Origin of the sequence: Mesorhizobium sp. M0830 (genome assembly GCF_040319965.1) — a bacterium.
Classification (GTDB): domain Bacteria; phylum Pseudomonadota; class Alphaproteobacteria; order Rhizobiales; family Rhizobiaceae; genus Mesorhizobium.
In genome coordinates, this window is record NZ_JAMYOR010000096.1 from 1 (window position 1) to 17,458 (window position 17,458).

Consider the following 17,458-nt stretch of genomic DNA (forward strand, 5'->3'; position numbering starts at 1 on the left):
TGCTTAGCGTCTATGCCTTCACAACCATTCCGCTGGCGGAGTGCTACGCGCTGATCTTCCTGGCGCCGCTCTGCGTCACCATTCTGTCCATGGCGATTCTCGGGGAGAAGGTTGGCCCGTGGCGCTGGCTGGCGGTGGTCGCCGGGCAAGATCATCTTCGTTGCCTTCGACCTGCTGCATCTGAACGGAAAGGACTCGCGGCGTGAACCCCTGTGGCAAAGGAGGGAGCGCTTGCTGGAATTGATCGGCCCGGGCGATGGCGTCCTTCAATACAGTCAACGCATCTCGGGAGGCGGGGCCGAGTTCTACGCGGCGGTTGATCGTTTGGACCTTGAAGGCATGGTGTCGAAGCGGCCGGGCAGCGTTTACGTTTCATCCTTGGGAAGCGCCATTTTGGTCTACATGGCGACCAAGGACTTCGGACCCGATCTGTGGCCGGCTGATCCGAACAACGGGCGGATGGGCTGCGTATGTTGCGTTGGAAACGGGGCTGATGTCGGCTGCGAATGCTGTTCGCGTCCTAAGAAACCCGTCATTGGAGATCGAGGCGGAACTTACCTGGCGCCCTTGGGGCACTCTTTGCTTTGCTTGATCATAGAGGACAGGAAGAATCGTCCGACGAAGGCGCTAAGTGCCGCTGTTCAGTTCCCGTCCGGCGTCTCCACAAACCCTGCGATTCAAGCCGCCTTTCTGGCAACTGCCCTGAACGGATGGTCGATCGTAAAGGCATCAGGTCGGATCCGTTGCTCAATCTGGCTCCAGGTTACCGGATGGGCGATTGGGAAGCCGGGCCGCGCTCTTGGCGAGAAGGCCCCAACGGCAGTGTTGCCGCGCCCGTTGCGAAGGTAATCGATGAAGATGCGGCCCCTTCTGGCTGCCGGCGCGGCGGAAAGCAGGTAACGATCCGGATGCATTTCGGCGAGCCGATTGGCCAAAGACCGGGCAAGGAGCCGGGCCTTGTCGTGCGTGATCTTTGCCCCAAGCGGGGCCATCAGGTGAATGCCCTTGCCACCGGTCACCTTCGGCCAGCTCTCCAAACCTTCCGCTTCCATGATGTCGCGGAGCGTCAGCGCGGTCCCAACGACTTCATCCCAGTCGACCCCCTTACCGGGGTCGAGATCCAGAACAATGCGGTCAGCATGCTCAATGTCATCAACTGTGGCGTTCCACGGATGCAGTTCCACAGCGTCCATCTCGACCAGTCCCAGCAAGCCGGCAAGGTCGTCCACCCACACGCGCACACCTTCGCCACCCTCACGCTTCTGGACCCGCAACTGATGCACGGCGGCCGGAATTTTCGGCAACGCGCCCTTGTGGTAGAAGGTTGCGCCAAGTGCGTGGCGGACCAGCTTCAGCGGTCTGTGGCCGAGATGGGCGAGTGCCTGATCCGCAACCCTCTCCCAGTAACGCGCAAGCTCTTCCTTGGAGGGCGAGACCGCTTCGGGCAGCAATTGCAGAATGTTCTCGCTGGGAACGCCATGTTTCCGGATTGGCCCGGGTCGCTTGGATCGGGCTGGAGGCTTGGCCGGGATCGGCACGAGGTCTTCGCGCAGACCCTTGAACACGGCCTCGCGCAGCACGCCGCGATCAGTGACGCCGCTGAATTGCACCTCGGCCAGAACGTCCGGTCTCACCCAGGTCGCCTTGGGTTTCACAATGGGCTCTGACAAAGGCGACTTGCTGATGATCAGCGGGTCAAGCCGCTCTCGAACGGATTGGGCAGCGCTCAAGGTGTACCCGCTTCTCGCTTTCCCCGCATAGAGCAGTCGGTCGCCCTCGCGGCGCCCGATGTAGAGCGATGCAATGCGGCGCGGGCGAGCGCCGAGTTTCTCGACAAAAGCGACGATGGGAAAGGTATCGCTCTTGACGCATTTGACCTTGAGCCAACTGGTCTGGACGCCCGAGCGGTAGGTGCCATCAACGCGCTTGGATACGATACCCTCCAATCCCATCCGGCAGGCATGTTGAAACACCTCTTTGCCACTCACCTCCAGATGTTCGGCATAGGTCAGTGTCGGCGCAGTGTCCCTCAGCAGCTTTTCCAGCGCTGCCTTGCGGCTCATTAGCGGCTGTTGCCGAAGATCGCGCCCGTTAAGGTGCAGCAGGTCGAATGCGTAGAAGACGAGCCTCGCCGAGTCTGGATTGCCCAACTCCCTTTCCAGTGCTTGGTAATCCGGCAGGCCAGTGTTACCGAGAACGACAGCCTCCCCATCAATGATCGCGGTCTTCACCGGCAAGCCGGCAGCTGCTTGAACAATTCGTCGATATCGATGCGACCAGTCGTAGCCCCGGCGCGTGAAGGCTCGCGCTTTGCCGCTCTCAATGATCAGCTCGGTGCGGTAGCCGTCGTACTTGATCTCATGGATCCATTCGCCGCCCTCGGGTGCATTCGCGACCAGCGTCGGCGACTGAAACTCAACGAACGAGAGCCTAGTCTCCCCGGCCTTGGAACTCACGGCACGCTCCTGACATCGAACAAAAGCGTGCGGCAAGCGAATAGGTTCCAAGACATAGTTGACCGACCGCTTGTCCGGAAACTGCGTAAACGGGGCTGGGCTGCCCGCCACGTCACGTGGCCGTCAAGCGACCGAACTATTGGCAGAGAGGGTTTCAACAAGGTCTGCTGGCGCCTCGAGCGTCCAGACCAGACCGTTGGGGTGGTGCTGAATCCAGCCAGTCCCGCCCATGGCCTGCGGCGCCACACGTGTTAGCACCACTGTTCCAAAGCCGCTGTGCGCGACCTTTTCAATTTTGGAGTGGACCGTTTCGCTCCAGGTCAGCCTGAACAATTTCGTTTCGGCCGTTTCGATCCCCCAGGCCACCACTATTTGTCCTGACACACCTGCCAGGACGCCATATTTTGCCGAGTTCGTTGCCAATTCGTGGAACGCAATGCCGAGATGCTGAACCGCATTAGGACCAAGGACCACGGATGGCCCGGACATCGAGATGCGCTCTTCACTGCCAAAGGGCTTTAACTGTGCCAGCAGCAATTCGAAGACATTGGCGCCCCCCAATCATCCGAGACGAGGAGATCATGCGAGGCAGAAAGTGCCATGATGCGCTCGCGAACGTCCCGTTCGAAGGCGTCCGGGTTCCTGGACCGCTTGTTGGTCTCCCGGATCATCGACAGAATCACAGCATACTGGTTTTTTACTCGATGATTGACTTCGCGCATCAACGCGCGAATGCGGTATTCGCTTTCTTTGGCAGCTGAAATATCGCGGGCGATCTTCGACGCCCCGACGATGCGTCCTGTCCCATCGCGCACCGGCGATATCGTCAGGGAGACGGGAACGAGGCTTCCGTCCTTGCGACGACGAACCGTCTCGTAGCTCTCAACTCGCTCGCCGTTGCGAATACGGTCCAGGATATAGACCTCCTCGTCTTGCCGGTCGGCGGGAATAAGCATGGTGATCGGCTTTCCTATCGCCTCGGAGGCTGGGTAGCGAAAGAGTCGTTCAGCACCGTGATTCCAACTTTTTATTACCCCGTTCAGGTCCTTGCTTACGATCGCATCGAACGAGGACTCGACGATGGCCGATAGATGCTGGCGGACTTCTTCCGCTTGCCGCCGCTCACTGAGGTCGACGAGCAAATTGACAGCCCCGATCAGTTCACCGGTCTCGTCCCGCAAGGGTGTCGGGAAGGGGAGGAAAGGAATCAGCGTACCGTCGGGCCGCTGTGCGATCGCCTCCTGATTGCGGATCGGGCGGTTCTCCTTCAACGCCACGGCCATCGGACAATCTTCATGCGGTAGAGGATTGCCGTCGGGAGTGAACAGGCGAAACGTCACGCACCACTCGTCTACTCCAATCTGCGGCTCGCGCCCGGCAAGTTCGGCCGCCGCGCGATTGTAGAAGGTGATCTTGCCAGACCGATCCGTTGTGTAGATGGCGACGGGAAGCGCCTCGAGAACTTGGTGAAACAGATTGTCTTTGCGGAGCAGAGCCCGTTCTAGCTCGCCGTTTGCGAGAGCTGGCCGGCAGCTATCGTCCTTTTGAGGCCAGACTTCCCGGTTCCAATTCCATAGTTAGTGCTCGAAATCCGAATGCTGCCGCCGTGATCTTGGATATTTGCGTCCCGCGACCCCGAACGCGGCTGGTAGGGTATGGTTCCATAAGCTCTCCTTTAACTATAGCGTGAATCGACCTCAGGGAGATTGAAGGAAATGCCAATAGGAGGACTTATCGATGTCGTAGCCCCACTGGTAAGTGGATCGGGTTTCGCCGGAGAGTGGCGTAGATCGAGCCGACACACGAAGTGCAGCAATTGATTGGCAAACCAATGCGGAGATCACACGTCGCAGACGATCAAAATCCGCAGGCGATCTGTCTGAAGACGGCTGATCTCGTCGCCGCAAATGTGGAAACAAGGCGCGGCGGCTTGCGCACCGTCCACGCGAGGCAGCGAATTGAGCCGCGCGCGCATCGCCATGTTGATCGCAAACCGACGCGCGAGCACCCCAACAACCGCCAACCCCGGCGAGCCTACGGCTGGGCCTACTCCTTCCGGCTTAATTGCGTGATCACCAATATCCCGCTACTTTCAAATCCTAGCGCGTGACCGGTGCGACGGGTTGTCATGTGTCCCCTCAACAGTCCCTCGCCGCGCCGGTCATCTCTTGCCTGTGGATGATCCAATCCACTAAGCCAGCTTCGATCTGCTCACATCCGCTAAAGTCGTGAATGAGTTATGCGCAGATCATGCCGCTGATCCTGCGGTACGTCCCTAAACAGGACCAAAGCTGGAAATACAGCGCGGAGAATTTCGGCGTCGAAAACGCAGACGGCAACAGGAGCCGGTCCTCATCTTCCGAGATGTGAGGTTGTGCAGTTGCGGTGCAAACCGCCGCCGAACATGGCGAACAGCCCAAAGACGTGATCACTCGTGCCGGCAGTCATCGTGTTGGGCGCGCGGTTGGGTCTCCGAACTGCGCGAGCACCCTTATCGCGTTCGGATAACTGGAATCGAAGATCGCAACGACATCGCGCAGGTCTCCGGCGCTAGTCGCCGCGATCTCCGGCGCCGTTCGCCAGTGATCGCAATAAGCGCGACCGTCCCGATAGAACCGCCCGGTCGCGGCAATGCGGATTATGCCGGCAGAGCGCCCGACTTCTTGGCCGCCCAGGTGGCGATATAGTCCATCAGGCCGGGATTGAGGCAGTCATAGGGTTCCAGCCCGATCGACCTCAACTGCGCACGAATGCCCTCCATGCGGTTCGGATCGACACCCGATTCGATGATCGACGAGACGAAAGCGGTGAAGCCCGGAGGTGACCAGCCATCCTCGACGAAACGCTCGGGGTGGATGAAGGACAGGCCCTTGAACGCGTGGTCGCGCTCGACCGGTCCGTGCATGTGGACCGCAGCCGGTGCAGGCATGCCGCTGGATCAGCGCTGAGGGGTCGACCACCTTCAGCTTGTCGCCGTTTTCGGTGACGGTGACGTCGCCCGTACCTGCCACGGCAACGACCGAGAACAGCGCGCCTTTCTGGCTTCCAGCATTTGGTGCAGCCGCAGGCATGATTGTGCGCGATCTGGCCCTTCACCTTCACCTTGACCGGATTGCTGGTGCAGGCGCAGACCAGCGTGCCGCCGGCAAACGCAGGAACCGAGGACTTTGTCGGATGCGCCACTGGCTTCATGCGGTCTTGACATCGAAAATCGGCCTTTACATATTTTGCGCAGGTCGCTGCCGGTTGCTGGGGTGACCATCCTCAACCACCTGAAATCGTTCAGACAATTGGAGGTTTCGATGAGCGTGAGAACATTTGAGAGTCCCGTGTTCGTGAGAGCTTCGGAAGATCTCATTCTAGAGATCGCTTGCCTTGAGGATGCTTTCGACTTCCTCGACGAATGGCCGAAGCATCGGCGCGGCATAGTCTATGAGACGGCAAAGCGCGCCTGTCACCGCGCCTTCGATGGTCTCATACCGTTGAAAGTCGCGCGCGATGCCTTCGCCGGCTTTGCCCGCTCTGTGAAGATCCTTGAGGACGTCGCAACGACGATGCCTTGGATTACGGCAAGACGGTCGGGAGAGACGGGCGGCGTTGCCGCCTGACTGCTCGGAGGGAGGAAACCATGCTTTCTCAGCCCTTCGAAAAGCCCGTTCGCGTCTGGGTCGGACTTGGCTTGCCCAGGCAGCTGAACTCGGTCGTGGATGCCTACCAGTTCGTCACAGAGTGGTGCGGGAACAGTCCTGAACAAAGGGCGGCGATCCGCGCCTGTAAGGCCGCATTGGCCGGCGAGATCGACGCGGAGACTGCGCGTGGCAGTGTTCTGCAGTTCGCCAGGAAGAAAGACATCCTGCTCGAAGACGGCATGATAACGCCGGTCACTGCTACCGAGCAGCTGCTGCAAGCTTGATCCGGGTGACTTCAGAGGCGGCGGCCATAGGGCCGCCGCCCAAAAAGTTGCGCCGTGCGAAAACGCCCGCGTTGATGCGCCGGCATGGGTTGCTGGGTCATGAGCGGGCGTCGTAGAATGCCGGAAGCCATTTTGGAGCCGGTAAGGTTAAGGAGCGCCGCTTCCTTGCTCAATGCAGGAAATGCCAATGAAAACACTTTCGGCTTCGTTTCCAATTTTCGGAGCGCTCCTATGACCGCTTCGAGCGCCGTATCCCCCTCGGCTAGCACAAGATCGATCCCCGCTTCAGAAATATTGTCTTTCGGCGACCGATCGCAGAACGCCAGCTCCCTGCCCCGCGCAGAGGCGACGCCGGAACAAACCCGTAGTCCATGAGCGCAGCAAGGAGGGTCGTAGCGATCTTATCGCTGGCAGCGTCATTGGGGCTCCTTGTCGCGTTGATCGGCCGAGCGGCGGAATGACCTTTAAACCGGCAAAGCAACGTAAGCGAGATTCGTCACAACGGCTGCGCGCGCCCGACCAGAGCGTTGGCCCGACACGCGACCTTGCCTTCTCACCCAAGACAATTCATTAAAGCATCGGCCTTCCGCCAGTGACCTCGTAAAGGGCGCCGGTCGTATAGCTGGCACCGTCCGAGGCCAGAAGCACATAGGTGGCCGCGAGCTCGGCCGGCTGGCCAGGGCGCTTAAGCGGTGTATTCTTGCCGAACTCCTTTACCTTTTCGGCCGGCATCGTCGAAGGGATCAAGGGCGTCCAGATCGGCCCCGGCGCGACGGCATTGACCCGGATGCCGCGCTCCGCGACCAGTCCAGCCAGCCCGGCGGTAAAATTCGCTATCGCCCCCTTGGTGGTGGCGTAGGCGAGCAACATAGGTGAGGGGCTGGTGGCGTTGATGGATGACGTGTTGATAATAGCGGAGCCGGGTCTCATCACCTTCACGGCCTCCTGTGAGAGGTAGAACATCGGATAGATGTTCGTCCTGAAGGTGAGATCCCACTCCTCGGCCGTAATATCCTCCAGCCTTTCGAATGTCGCCTGATGCGCGGCGTTGTTGACCAGGATGTCCAGCCGGCCGCATTCATCCATGGCACGCTTGACGAGCGAGCGTGCAAAACGTTCGTCGCTGATGTCGCCGCGCGCGATCACAGGCTTGCGGCCGGCATCCTCGACCCATCGGGCCGTTTCCTTCGCGTCTTCGTCCTCCTCAAGATAGGAGATGATCACATCCGCGCCCTCGCGGGCGAAGGCGATTGAGACTGCACGTCCGATGCCCGAGTCCGCGCCAGTGACCAGCGCAACGCGGTCCGTCAGTTTGCCGCTGCCGCGATAGCTCTGCTCGCCATGGTCTGGGCGGGGATTCATCTCGTCGGTGTAGCCGGGCATGTCCTGCTGCTGTTCAGGCATGGGTGGCTGAGGATGTTTCTGCCGGGGATTATTCTGCATGCTCAGCTCCTTTGGCTCTAGTTTGGGTTTCAATGCTGGGAGTCCGTGAGAGGGCCTGAGCGCCGCCTTTGTGCTCGGGCGAACCGCGCCTTGCAGGGTTCTCATTCTTCGTGGCCATCGACCGATTTCCTCCGGCAGTCGCACATGGCGACCGCAGCGACCCACACACGTCAATGATTTCTCCTAACCGGTTTGAAAGCGGAGTGTTCCACTCGCCGTGCGTTCTGCGTTCAGAATTCATGGGACGGGTTCAATGTCGCCAAGCCGAATGGTCCGAGACTTTTGGCACAGCCGGCACAGGGAGGATCCTTGCCAATCGACGTTGTCGCAGGGATCTCAGGGCGAGAGTCTCTGTGCCGATCTGGCGCTGGAAAGCATCGGCGATCCGCAGCGCTGGCGGACTCTTCTGGCCCAGATCGACGCGCCAGTCGCCCAGGCCGACATGTGCCTATGACCGGAGCGTCCGTCAGCGATCTTGTCGAAATGTGGTTTGGCGGCCAGGCAGAGGTTATGATCCCGCTACCGAAGAGCGCTTAGACGAGCGTCAACTGTGAAATCGACGTGATCCCAACCCAAGGCTCAGACGGGCAGGCAGAAATCAAGCGGCTACAATCAGCGTTCTCGGATCGAAGCGCAGATGAGACGCTGGAAGACGCTGATCGGACCGAAACTAGAGGCAGGATCCTCGTCAACCAACGCGTGGCATAAGCAAACTCACAGGATTGGGTGCTTCCCAAGGCAAATTGCGATCCCTGGAAGACGGTCCGCAACGCAGTCATTGCGCTTTCCCCGGCGGCACGCCCCGTGAACCTGCGACGCTCTTTTCAGCCGGGTAAACGCCCTCCAATACGTCGTTGAAATGGCGGCTAACCGCCGCATTGCACTCGCATGCAAGCGAGCGCAGCCCGGCCGGATTGCGCACCGCCAGCCGGCCACGCCCTGTCTCAATGCAGTCGCGCTGCCTCAGGTCGCGGATGACTCGGCTCATGTAGGAGCGGCCTACCCCGAGCATTGCAGCAAGCTGTTCCTGGGTCAGCGTCAGATTTCCGGCCCCTGTGCGCTCTGTCGCGGCCAGCAGCCATCTCGCAGTGCGCTGTTCGATGGAATGCGCGGCGCTGCATGCAACGGACTGAAACAGCTGCGCCATCAGACAATCGGCGTAGCGGGCGAACAGGTGACGCAATGATAAAGAACGCGATTTTGCTTCTTCCAGATGGTGCAGGTCGATCCTGAAGAAGGACCCCCCGACTTGAACCTCGGCACGTGTATAGGCCGGGAGCCTACCTTGGCTCACGATCCCACCGACCGCTCCTTCACGTCCGATAAGCGCAGTCTCTATCGCTCGTCCGTCACTCAGCGCGACGAGGTAGGAGATCATCGCAGACCCGCGGGGAAAGTAAGCGTAGCGGACAGCGTCGCCTGGTTCGTGCAGCAATGTACCGGCAGGCGCTGACCATTGTTCGAGGCTCGGCTGCAGGATCTCCCAGTCATCGCGTCGTAGCGCCCGAAGCAGGTTGTTTCCAATCGGTTCCGATTTTTTATAGGCGTTCTCCATCGCGCTCCTCTCTTCCAAAGAATGGGGCATCTACAACGGCTAGCGAGGAGAAATGTTCACTAGTGCGCAGACGGAGCGTGCGCAGCCATTTACAAAATGTCGCAGGGGCGCTGATCCAGGCCTCACCGAGCGCGAGCCGTGGTGCATCGGCTCCCTAGGCAGACCTCGGGCTGCCAAGGGAAGAAAAATGCCGGCGACTGGATCTGCGGCGTGGCGCCTCAAGCACGCCGAAACTGCAATGTTCGTGCAGCAAGGCGTGAAACATGAACTCTAGCCATCGGTCCGATCCAGGGACCAACGCGTTGCTCCGCCTCTATATCGCAGGAGACACGCCGAGCGCCAGACGGGCGCTGGAAAGTCGTCTGAGGATAATGAAGGAATGGGCCGGCGGAATCGAAATCCATATCGTCGATATCCTCGCGCATCCCGAAGCGGCGGAAAGCGCCGGCATTCTAGCGACGCCGACGCTCTCGGACGAGAGAGCCACCCCTCCACGGCGGCTGATCGGCGACATCAGCAACACCGCTCAGGTTCTCGACTATTTCGGTTTTCGCGGGAAGGACAGTGGCTATGACCACAGCTGAAGAGATCCTGATCGACCCTGTACTCGAACGCGTCAGGACCGGCATCGAGGCTTTCGACGATCTTGTGATGGGCGGCCTGCCGCGCGGGCGCACCACCATCGTCGGGGGGACGCCCGGCAGTGGTAAGACTGTGTTTGCGACGCAGTTTCTGGCCCACGGCATCACCGTTCTGGGCGAGCCCGGCGTCTTCGTCACCTTCGAGGAATCGCCGGCCGAGATCGAGGTCAACATGGCCAGCTTTGGCTGGACCATACGCCGTTGGCGGGAGGCGAACAAACTGGTCTTCGTCGACGCCAGTCCGCGTGACCACGACCAGATGATTATCGGCAATTTCGATCTAGCCGGTTTGCTGACGCGTGTCTTGCACGCTGCGCGAAATTCCGCGGCAAAACGTATCGTGCTGGATTCCGTCACCCAGCTCTTCGACCACTTCGTGGCGGAGCAGACGTCGGTGCGTCGGGAGCTCCTGCGCATCGCGACAGCCCTCAAGAAGCAAGGTTTGACGGTGCTGATGACCGCCGAACGCAACAGCGAGTATGGCGAGATATCCCGCCACAGGATCGAGGAATTTGTCGCCGACAATGTGGTCATCCTGCGCAACGCGCTCTATCGCGAGCGGCGCAGGCGCACCATCGAAGTCCTGAAGATGCGAGGCAGCCGCCATGTCGAAGGCGAGGTGCCGATCACGCTTGTTGAGAAGCAAGGCATAGTGGCGGTGCCATTGTCCTCACTACGGCTGGAGCAGCAATCCAGCACGAAACGGGTGACCAGCGGCATTTCGGAACTCGACAGCATGTGCAGCGGCGGATTTTTCCGCGACAGCATCACCCTTGTCAGTGGTGCGACGGGTACCGGAAAGACGCTGCTGGTGACCAATTTTCTCGCCGGCGGCGTAGCGGCTGGCGAACGTGCCTTGCTGGTCGGCTACGAAGAGAGCCGCGGTCAATTGTTCCGCAATGCTCGTGGCTGGGGCGTCGACTTCGAGGCAATGGAGGCGGATGGCCGGCTCAAGGTCATTTGCATCTACCCGGAAGCGCAGAACTTGCCAGACCACCTTTTGATGATCCGCGAGCTCGTGCAGGAGTTCAAACCAGACCGGATCGCGATCGACAGCCTGTCGGCCCTGGAAAGGATAGCGCCAGACTCCGGCTTTCGGGAATTCCTGATCAGCCTCACATCCTTTATCAAGAAACATGAGATCGCTGGCCTTTGTACGGCGACCGACAAGTCGCTCGTCGGCGGCCAGAGTGCCAGCGAACAGCATATCTCGACGCTTACCGACGCCATCATCCTGTTGCGTTACATCCAGGAGGGCAATTTCATGCACCGCGGGATCATGGTGCTGAAAATGCGCGGCAGTGAGCACGACAAGCAGATCAGGCGCTTCACGGTCGACGGCGCCGGCATGCATCTCGGTCAGCCCTTCAATGGCGCGCCCGACCTATTCGGAGGTTCCGCGGCGTCTCGGCGTGAGGAGTAGGCAGTGACGCGCAGCGCAGCCGAAATCCTGGACCCGTCTGCCAACGCATTCTTGACGGGCATCAGCCAACTCAACTTTCGACGCCTGATCGAGACATTGGCCGATGGGATTCTCGTCGTCGATCTGTCGGGAACCGTGCTCTATGCCAATCCGGCGGCGGCCATGATCTTCGGCTATCCGGCTGCCGATCTCGTTCACATTCCACTCGGCCGACCGGTCATATCCGGTGAAACCACCGAAATCACTGTCCACCGCCGCCGTCGGTCACCAGCCGACGTGGAAATCAGGACCGTCGAGGTCAGCTGGGACGGAAAGCCGGCGCTGCTTGCCAGCCTGCGCGACGTGTCGGCGCAGCGAGCTCAGGAGGAGCGCCGACGCCAGTCGCAAAAGCTCGAAGCGATCGGCCGCCTCGCCGCTGGAATCGTTCACGACATTAATAATCTGCTGGCTGTGTTCGAGTCGGGGCTGCGGCTCCTCCAGAAGCAGTTGGGAGGGGAAGCGCCCAACCCGAATTCAGCCATGCTGGTAGAAGAGCTGATCAGCCGGACACGAACTGGCGGTGCGCTTACGCAGCAATTGCTCGCCTTCTCCCGCGGACAATCGCTTTATCCCGAGACCATCGATCTGAATGCTCGAATGGAGGCGCTTAGCATGCTGCTGGAGCGGACTCTGGGGAGCGGCACGCAGGTCAGATGTGACCTCGATCCGGCACTTGATACTGTCCTCGTCGACGCCAATCAACTCGACGTCGCCATTCTCAACCTGGCTGTCAATGCCAAGGACGCAATGGATGGCAAGGGAACGCTGTCGATCGAGACCAGCAATTCTCCCGCCGATATCGAAGACGTGCCGGCTGCGGCTGCCCGTTTTGTTCGTGTCACCGTAAGCGATACGGGTTGCGGGATGAGCAAGGAGGTCCTTTCCCAGGTGTTCGAGCCGTTCTTCACGACAAAGGGCGACGGGCGGGGAACCGGGCTTGGCCTCAGCCAGGTCTACGGCTTCATCAAGCAGTCCGGCGGGCATATACGGATCGAGAGCGTTGTAGGGACGGGAACGAGCGTACATCTGTTTCTTCCGCGCCCGCCGCGAGCAACGAACGACGAACCGCGATCGTCGGGCGAGATCCGGCGCAAGCGTATGGATGAATAGCCGCCGAATGGGGGCCGCCAAGCGGCAGCCACGATGAGTTGGAGAAAAAAGCGGGCCCGATTCCAGGCCCGCAAAAATCTTCGTCAGGCCCTTGAGAACGGACGGTTGCCGAAGAACCAGAGGCTTCCGGCAGCCAGGGCCGCCACGACGGCACCCACGATCACATACGCCCACTTGCCGCTGGACGTATGGCGCCAGGACGAGTGGAAGCGGAGAGAATGCGCTGGCACCCTTGCGCTGGCGAGCTCACCAGCGAGTCAGGTGCCTCGGATGCGGGAGGGAGGCGGCGTCTTCGCTCAAAGTCCATCGACGGATGCTCTGAGACCGGCCACCACGGTGCTGCACGCCACCGCGGCCGACATTGCTGGGAAGCTACTCCGATCGATCCAATTGGCGCAACGCGTCCATTATGGCGTCGAAGCTGACCGGTTCGGTAGCTCCCGGAGGCATGCGCAGTGCCGGCACGGATTCCACCGCCCAGGCATCCGACGCCCATGACGAAAGAACGGCGCGCTTTTCGTGGACGTCCAGCGTCGTGTCGGCCAACACCTCCTGCGGGTGCCCGAAATGCCGTGCCGGATGGAGTAACCGGTCCTCAAGGAAAAGATCAGGGGCCTCGGGCCCGATCGGAAAACTCGTCGAAATGGCTCCTTCCATCGATGGTCCTCCTTCGGATAATCTCCTCTGTTGACGTCGTTGGTGGCTCTTGCCAGTTCCACCAGCAAAATCTCGGACGTTGCCGATCAAATTTCAATGGGGCAGCGAGGTCACACGTTCACGATTTTCATCCGTTCGCCCCTATATTTTGAGATCGGTGAAACCATCTGCATGAATCTCAGTTTCTGTCTCCTGAGCCGACGGCGACGGCCGGCCGGCTGGGCAGGAGAACTGATCATGTTCGTGAATTCGAGGAAGGGACTGTGCGCCGGTGTGGTGGCGGGAGTTCTGCTGTTCTGTCCCGGGGGCATTGCTCCGCTCACAGCACAGGAGATCCCGAACGACTTCACCGCGATTGTGCGCCAGAAGTTAGCGGCGGTTGTCGCGATCACGACAAGGCAGATCATCCAGGATCAAACGACGCTCAACGATTTTCTCGACCCTTTCAATGGTCGCCCGGGGCCCGCCCAGCCGCAGGTCCGAGAAGCTCTTGGCTCCGGCTTTGTCATCAATCCTGAGGGCTACATCGTCACCAACAACCATGTCGTCGCCGATGCTACCGAGATCCATGTGGTATTCTCGGATAAGGAGACTGCACCCGCGCGACTGGTTGGCCGGGATCCGGGAACCGACATTGCGGTGCTGAAGGTCGATCCGCGGCCCAACATGGCCACAACCGCCTGGGGCGACTCGGACGCAGTTCAGCCCGGCGCCTGGACGATCGCGATCGGCAGTCCGTTTGGGCTCGGCGGGACAGTTACCGTTGGCGTGCTTTCTGCCCGTTCGCGCGATATCCAGGCCGGTCCCTACGACGATTTCCTGCAGACTGATGCCTCAATCAACCGTGGCAATTCAGGCGGCCCCCTGTTTAACGCGCGCGGTGAAGTGATCGGGGTCAACACGGCGATCGTCTCGCCATCGGGTGGCAGCATTGGTATTGGCTTCGCGGTGCCGTCCCGAACTGCCCAGAGCGTCGCCGATCAGTTGATCCGCACGGGCCACATCGAGCGCGGGTTCATCGGCGTTCGTCTCCAGGAGGTCACGCCGTCGATTGCCGCGGCGCTCGGGATACCGGGGAGCAAGGGAGCGCTGGTGGCCTCGGTCGAGCCCGGCAGCCCGGCAGAGAAGGCAGGTATACGGGCAGGTGACGTCATCACCCGTTTTAACGGCAAGGACATCCAAGGCGTCCGTGACCTCACGCTGGCGGCGGCGAGCCAAAAGCCGGGGTCGAAAGCGACTGTGACCAGGAATCGAGATGGCAGCCAGCAGGAGTTGACCCTGACAGTCGGTCAACGCAAGGACGAGGAGGGACAGACTGGCGCTGTTCCTGCTCCGGATGCGGCTGACCAACGTCTTGGCCTGTCACTTAGCCCCATTCCGGACGAAGTGCGCCCGCAACTCGGCCTCCAGCCGGGAACCACCGGCGTATTTATCCAGGACGTGGCACCGAACAGCCTCGCAGCCGAGAATGGCCTTCGGCCCGGAGACGTGATCGTCTCGGCCAACAACCGGGATGTGGCACAGCCGTCGGACATCCAGGAGGAGTGGGCAAAATCCCGGCGGCAGAAAAGGCCCATTCTGTTGCGCATAAATAGGCAGGGACAATCGCTCTTCGTTGCCGTGGCCGCATCCTGACGTAGCCTGTCTCAGAACCGAAATTTCTACGGCGTTCAGCAAAGCGACGCACGAAATGCGGCAAGAGCTGCGACCGCGACAGGGCGAACCAGGGAGGAAAGGGTTCTGCTTTCCGCTCTCGGGAAGGCGACCACACCACAAGCGCGGTCTTCTTCCATGAGCGCGGCGAAATCCGCGACGCTCATTCGAGAAGCAGGCGTTCCGCGCTTCGGTCTCAACCCCGTCACAACCCCGTCGTCGACGCCATCGTTCCCTAGAACGCTGTCTAATTGTCTTGACCGCGCAGCCACACACCTGGGTATGGCGCGCAGGACGATCTCGGGTGACCTGCTCAAACGCGCCTCGCCGCTCAGGTGGGGGCACATCAGCCTCACAGACATCCACAGCTGGGATACTGAACAATGAGCGAAGGCTTCGGGACGCTTCGCTTGCCAGCAGCAATCCACGGGCGGCGTGATGTTTCTAATTCATTCGGCCTTAGCGTGCGTTCTGAACCGTTCTGACCCCGAACTGGTCCGCGTCTGCGCGCAACACGCGCGGCCTGGCAGTCGGGAACGAGGCCTTGCCGCGGGGAGCCGCGGCGTCGCCCACCAGCTCGGGCGCGATCGTCCGGATTTCATGGTGAGATCGATGTCCTCCGAAAGCTCCGAGCTGGCGCGATTTCATGACGGGCTCGACTGCTGCTCGAGACGGCAGTCGGCTGGCAACTTTAGAAAGCCCGCCCGGGCATGCTCCGTACGGGCTAACAGCATGCTTGTCAGCTCTTGCAGGCGGCCAAAACCCTCAGAGCCTTGTCTGCACTCGAATAGCTCGAGTACATTTTCTTGCCGATGGCCGTCATCTTTACTCCGTCGGGCTTCGCGGAGACCACCGCGCATGTCTTCGTGCTCGTGTCCTTGGCGACCCAATAGTGAGTCGCAGCAATTGCGGGAGCACCCAACAAGCCCATCAGTGCGGCGGCGATTACAAGGGTTCGTTTCATAGCTTCCTCCATTTTTCGTCTTTCAACAGCAGTCCGCCTGCGCCAAAGTTCGAGCAGCGGACGACACGACCGGACGGGTGAGCGACGAGTACGTCCGGGCGGCGAATGATGATTGTTCCAGCCGAAATTTATTGCCGGCCCCAAATTCTGCTTGCCAATGCAGCCTCTTGTTGCAGGCGCATGACTCGCTTGCGATGGCCAGCCACTCCGCAACATACTCACTGTGAACCGGCCGGAAGGCCTCGCGACGGGCGGCGATAGGTCGGCGCTAATCGGCGTCGGGCGAGTTCCGCCACAGCCTCGAAAGACTGGATGGCCGAAGTTCGCGAAAGGAGAAGCGCAGGGTTACGACGGTCGCAAGGCGTGTCGCCTGCGAGCCGAGGGGAAACGGCCTGACGAGGGCTGGGATCCACCACTATTTGCCGATCATGGCGGGCTGCTCAGATGCCTTTCTACGCTCCGGCCGTTCTGGAACAATATGTCCTTTTGCAAGTTTGGACGGCTCATGAAGGAGTAACGAAATGTCAGAATCGCGCGAATGGTTTGTCCAGTGGCTCAGGGATGCTCATGCGATGGAGGAGCAGGCTGAGACCATGCTCAATGGGCAATTGAGCCGTATAGAAAATTATCCTGAGCTCAGCAGCCGAATTCGGCAACATCTCGAGGAGACGGTGCAGCAGGCCGCCCGGCTCAAGACCTGCCTCGACCGCATCGGGCAAGGGCCCTCCCGGCTGAAGGATGCCGGTGGAAAGCTGACAGCGATGGCGCAATCAATGAGCGGCATCTTCGCTGGCGACGAGGTCATGAAGGGATCGCTTGCGAGCTACACGTTCGAGCACATGGAGATCGCCTCCTACACAATTCTCATCGCCGCTGCTCGATCCCTGGGTGAGACCGAGGTCGCGCGCGTATGCGAGCAGAACCTGCGAGAAGAAATTGCCATGGCCGACTGGTTGAAAGACCATCTCCCGTCTACGGCCGAGCGGTTCCTTGCGCGAGCCGATACGGAAAGCGAGAGCGCTAAGCGCTGACCATCGTCGACGCTTGCTTGCCACTTGGTCTCCGTAGCCCGGCCATCCCACGGTCCCCCGGCTTAGATGCTTGCTTGAAAACAGGTTCGGGCAAGAAGCGTGCAGTCCGAAGCTGAAGGTGGCTGCCGGTTCTGCTGCTGCGATGGAAAACCAAGACGGTCGCGGGATCCGCCCGCGCCGGCTGTAATCTTGCGGCTGTTGCGGGAAGCGAGCAAATCAGAGTTTTCCCGCTTGACCGAGCCGGGATCCAAGATCGCGGCGACAGCGCATCGAGGATTGCGCCCGATCTCCGTTAGCTTCGGCTCGCCATCGTGAACGTCGTCTGCTTCGGCCTGCCCGAGGGCGGTGACCGCAAATAAGTGGTGACGACACGGGGTTGCCGATCGCGAAGCAGCTTGGCAGATGTCGCGGAGAGGCGCTTTGACCGGAACGCCCATGCATGCGTGCGCGGCATACACCAGACCTCCCGTCATTTCGCTTCGGCGATGTTGCTGAGAAAAGCTGCCAAGCTCTGCTGCGGATCCTCATCGTCCCCAGCCACGACGTTGAGCCCCCAGCGTCCGAGGACCGCCT

General features: G+C 60.5%; 16 protein-coding genes and 3 pseudogenes. 9 read left to right on the forward strand and 10 right to left on the reverse strand.

Annotated elements, in window-relative coordinates; genetic code table 11:
* Together NKI20_RS31910 and NKI20_RS31915 are read left to right on the forward strand one after the other, a co-directional pair.
* Positions 1 to 146: pseudogene (locus NKI20_RS31910) on the forward strand (EamA family transporter); the annotation flags it as partial.
* A pseudogene (locus tag NKI20_RS31915) lies at positions 112 to 312 on the forward strand (hypothetical protein); the annotation flags it as partial. The pseudogenes NKI20_RS31910 and NKI20_RS31915, both read left to right, overlap by 35 nt.
* Positions 313 to 677: 365 nt before the next feature.
* On the opposite strand, the gene ligD reads toward NKI20_RS31915, so the two are convergent.
* The 5 genes and pseudogenes from ligD to gfa form a co-directional block, all read right to left on the reverse strand.
* Entirely contained in the window at positions 678 to 2,456 is a 1,779-nt protein-coding gene (gene ligD, locus NKI20_RS31920; protein WP_502898183.1) for a DNA ligase D, read from the reverse strand.
* A gap of 123 nt (positions 2,457 to 2,579) precedes the next feature.
* On the reverse strand, positions 2,580 to 2,993 hold the full coding sequence (locus tag NKI20_RS31925) for a sensor histidine kinase family protein (RefSeq protein ID WP_352837863.1): 414 nt from the start codon (positions 2,991 to 2,993) through the stop codon (positions 2,580 to 2,582).
* Complete coding sequence (locus NKI20_RS31930) at positions 2,975 to 3,949, reverse strand: PAS domain S-box protein (protein ID WP_352837882.1); 975 nt, start codon at positions 3,947 to 3,949, stop codon at positions 2,975 to 2,977. The genes NKI20_RS31925 and NKI20_RS31930 overlap by 19 nt, the downstream gene beginning before the upstream one ends.
* A gap of 347 nt (positions 3,950 to 4,296) precedes the next feature.
* Entirely contained in the window at positions 4,297 to 4,479 is a 183-nt protein-coding gene (locus NKI20_RS31935) for a hypothetical protein (RefSeq protein ID WP_156938600.1), read from the reverse strand.
* A 615-nt stretch (positions 4,480 to 5,094) separates the two neighbouring features.
* Positions 5,095 to 5,648 (reverse strand): annotated as a pseudogene (gene gfa / locus NKI20_RS31940) (S-(hydroxymethyl)glutathione synthase).
* On the opposite strand from gfa, the gene NKI20_RS31945 reads away from it, so the two are divergent.
* Together NKI20_RS31945 and NKI20_RS31950 are read left to right on the forward strand one after the other, a co-directional pair.
* Positions 5,624 to 6,064, forward strand: a complete 441-nt coding sequence (locus tag NKI20_RS31945; protein ID WP_352837865.1) for a DUF982 domain-containing protein — start codon at positions 5,624 to 5,626, stop codon at positions 6,062 to 6,064. The pseudogene gfa and the gene NKI20_RS31945 overlap by 25 nt on opposite strands.
* A 20-nt stretch (positions 6,065 to 6,084) precedes the next feature.
* Positions 6,085 to 6,369, forward strand: coding sequence for a DUF982 domain-containing protein (locus tag NKI20_RS31950; protein ID WP_023761537.1), 285 nt, complete (start codon positions 6,085 to 6,087; stop codon positions 6,367 to 6,369).
* An 11-nt stretch (positions 6,370 to 6,380) separates the two neighbouring features.
* Here NKI20_RS31950 and NKI20_RS31955 read toward each other — a convergent pair whose 3' ends face one another.
* From NKI20_RS31955 to NKI20_RS31965, 3 genes are all read right to left on the reverse strand, one after another.
* Positions 6,381 to 6,584, reverse strand: a complete 204-nt coding sequence (locus tag NKI20_RS31955; RefSeq protein ID WP_352837867.1) for a hypothetical protein — start codon at positions 6,582 to 6,584, stop codon at positions 6,381 to 6,383.
* Positions 6,585 to 6,939: 355 nt separating this feature from the next.
* Positions 6,940 to 7,812 (reverse strand): SDR family oxidoreductase, encoded by an 873-nt coding sequence (locus NKI20_RS31960; protein ID WP_352487513.1) that lies wholly within the window; start codon positions 7,810 to 7,812, stop codon positions 6,940 to 6,942.
* A gap of 775 nt (positions 7,813 to 8,587) precedes the next feature.
* The gene (locus NKI20_RS31965; protein WP_352837869.1) at positions 8,588 to 9,367 is read right to left on the reverse strand and encodes a Crp/Fnr family transcriptional regulator; all 780 of its coding nucleotides are present in this window, start codon (positions 9,365 to 9,367) and stop codon (positions 8,588 to 8,590) included.
* Positions 9,368 to 9,630: 263 nt separating this feature from the next.
* Here NKI20_RS31965 and NKI20_RS31970 point away from each other — a divergent pair, with 263 nt between their 5' ends.
* Genes NKI20_RS31970 through NKI20_RS31980 form a run of 3 tightly spaced genes read left to right on the forward strand, consistent with a single transcriptional unit; the run spans position 9,631 to position 12,580 of the window.
* A complete protein-coding gene (locus tag NKI20_RS31970; RefSeq protein WP_352837871.1) occupies positions 9,631 to 9,951 on the forward strand; it encodes a circadian clock KaiB family protein in 321 nt (106 codons plus the stop codon).
* On the forward strand, positions 9,938 to 11,431 hold the full coding sequence (kaiC, locus tag NKI20_RS31975; protein WP_352837873.1) for a circadian clock protein KaiC: 1,494 nt from the start codon (positions 9,938 to 9,940) through the stop codon (positions 11,429 to 11,431). The genes NKI20_RS31970 and kaiC overlap by 14 nt, the downstream gene beginning before the upstream one ends.
* A 3-nt stretch (positions 11,432 to 11,434) precedes the next feature.
* The gene (locus NKI20_RS31980; RefSeq protein WP_352837875.1) at positions 11,435 to 12,580 is read left to right on the forward strand and encodes a two-component system sensor histidine kinase NtrB; all 1,146 of its coding nucleotides are present in this window, start codon (positions 11,435 to 11,437) and stop codon (positions 12,578 to 12,580) included.
* Positions 12,581 to 12,952: 372 nt separating this feature from the next.
* On the opposite strand, the gene NKI20_RS31985 is transcribed toward NKI20_RS31980, so the two are convergent.
* Complete coding sequence (locus NKI20_RS31985) at positions 12,953 to 13,237, reverse strand: hypothetical protein (protein ID WP_352837876.1); 285 nt, start codon at positions 13,235 to 13,237, stop codon at positions 12,953 to 12,955.
* A 30-nt stretch (positions 13,238 to 13,267) separates the two neighbouring features.
* Between NKI20_RS31985 and NKI20_RS31990 the strand changes: the two genes are divergently transcribed.
* Positions 13,268 to 14,872, forward strand: coding sequence for a Do family serine endopeptidase (locus NKI20_RS31990; protein WP_352837878.1), 1,605 nt, complete (start codon positions 13,268 to 13,270; stop codon positions 14,870 to 14,872).
* A gap of 757 nt (positions 14,873 to 15,629) precedes the next feature.
* On the opposite strand, the gene NKI20_RS31995 is transcribed toward NKI20_RS31990, so the two are convergent.
* Positions 15,630 to 15,854: a hypothetical protein gene (locus tag NKI20_RS31995; protein WP_352837880.1), complete on the reverse strand. Its 225-nt coding sequence runs from the start codon at positions 15,852 to 15,854 to the stop codon at positions 15,630 to 15,632.
* Positions 15,855 to 16,375: 521 nt separating this feature from the next.
* Here NKI20_RS31995 and NKI20_RS32000 point away from each other — a divergent pair.
* Entirely contained in the window at positions 16,376 to 16,885 is a 510-nt protein-coding gene (locus NKI20_RS32000; protein ID WP_352487506.1) for a ferritin-like domain-containing protein, read from the forward strand.
* Positions 16,886 to 17,458 lie beyond the last annotated feature (573 nt).

What these genes read in the sequence shown, in the direction of transcription:
- NKI20_RS31950 (WP_023761537.1), top strand. Translation starts at nt 6,085, where the DNA reads ATGCTTTCTCAGCCCTTCGAAAAGCCCGTTCGCGTCTGGGTCGGACTT.
- NKI20_RS31960 (WP_352487513.1), bottom strand. Translation starts at nt 7,812, where the DNA reads ATGCAGAATAATCCCCGGCAGAAACATCCTCAGCCACCCATGCCTGAA.
- NKI20_RS31965 (WP_352837869.1), bottom strand. Translation starts at nt 9,367, where the DNA reads ATGGAGAACGCCTATAAAAAATCGGAACCGATTGGAAACAACCTGCTT.
- NKI20_RS31970 (WP_352837871.1), top strand. Translation starts at nt 9,631, where the DNA reads ATGAACTCTAGCCATCGGTCCGATCCAGGGACCAACGCGTTGCTCCGC.
- kaiC (WP_352837873.1), top strand. Translation starts at nt 9,938, where the DNA reads ATGACCACAGCTGAAGAGATCCTGATCGACCCTGTACTCGAACGCGTC.
- NKI20_RS31985 (WP_352837876.1), bottom strand. Translation starts at nt 13,237, where the DNA reads ATGGAAGGAGCCATTTCGACGAGTTTTCCGATCGGGCCCGAGGCCCCT.
- NKI20_RS31995 (WP_352837880.1), bottom strand. Translation starts at nt 15,854, where the DNA reads ATGAAACGAACCCTTGTAATCGCCGCCGCACTGATGGGCTTGTTGGGT.
- NKI20_RS32000 (WP_352487506.1), top strand. Translation starts at nt 16,376, where the DNA reads ATGTCAGAATCGCGCGAATGGTTTGTCCAGTGGCTCAGGGATGCTCAT.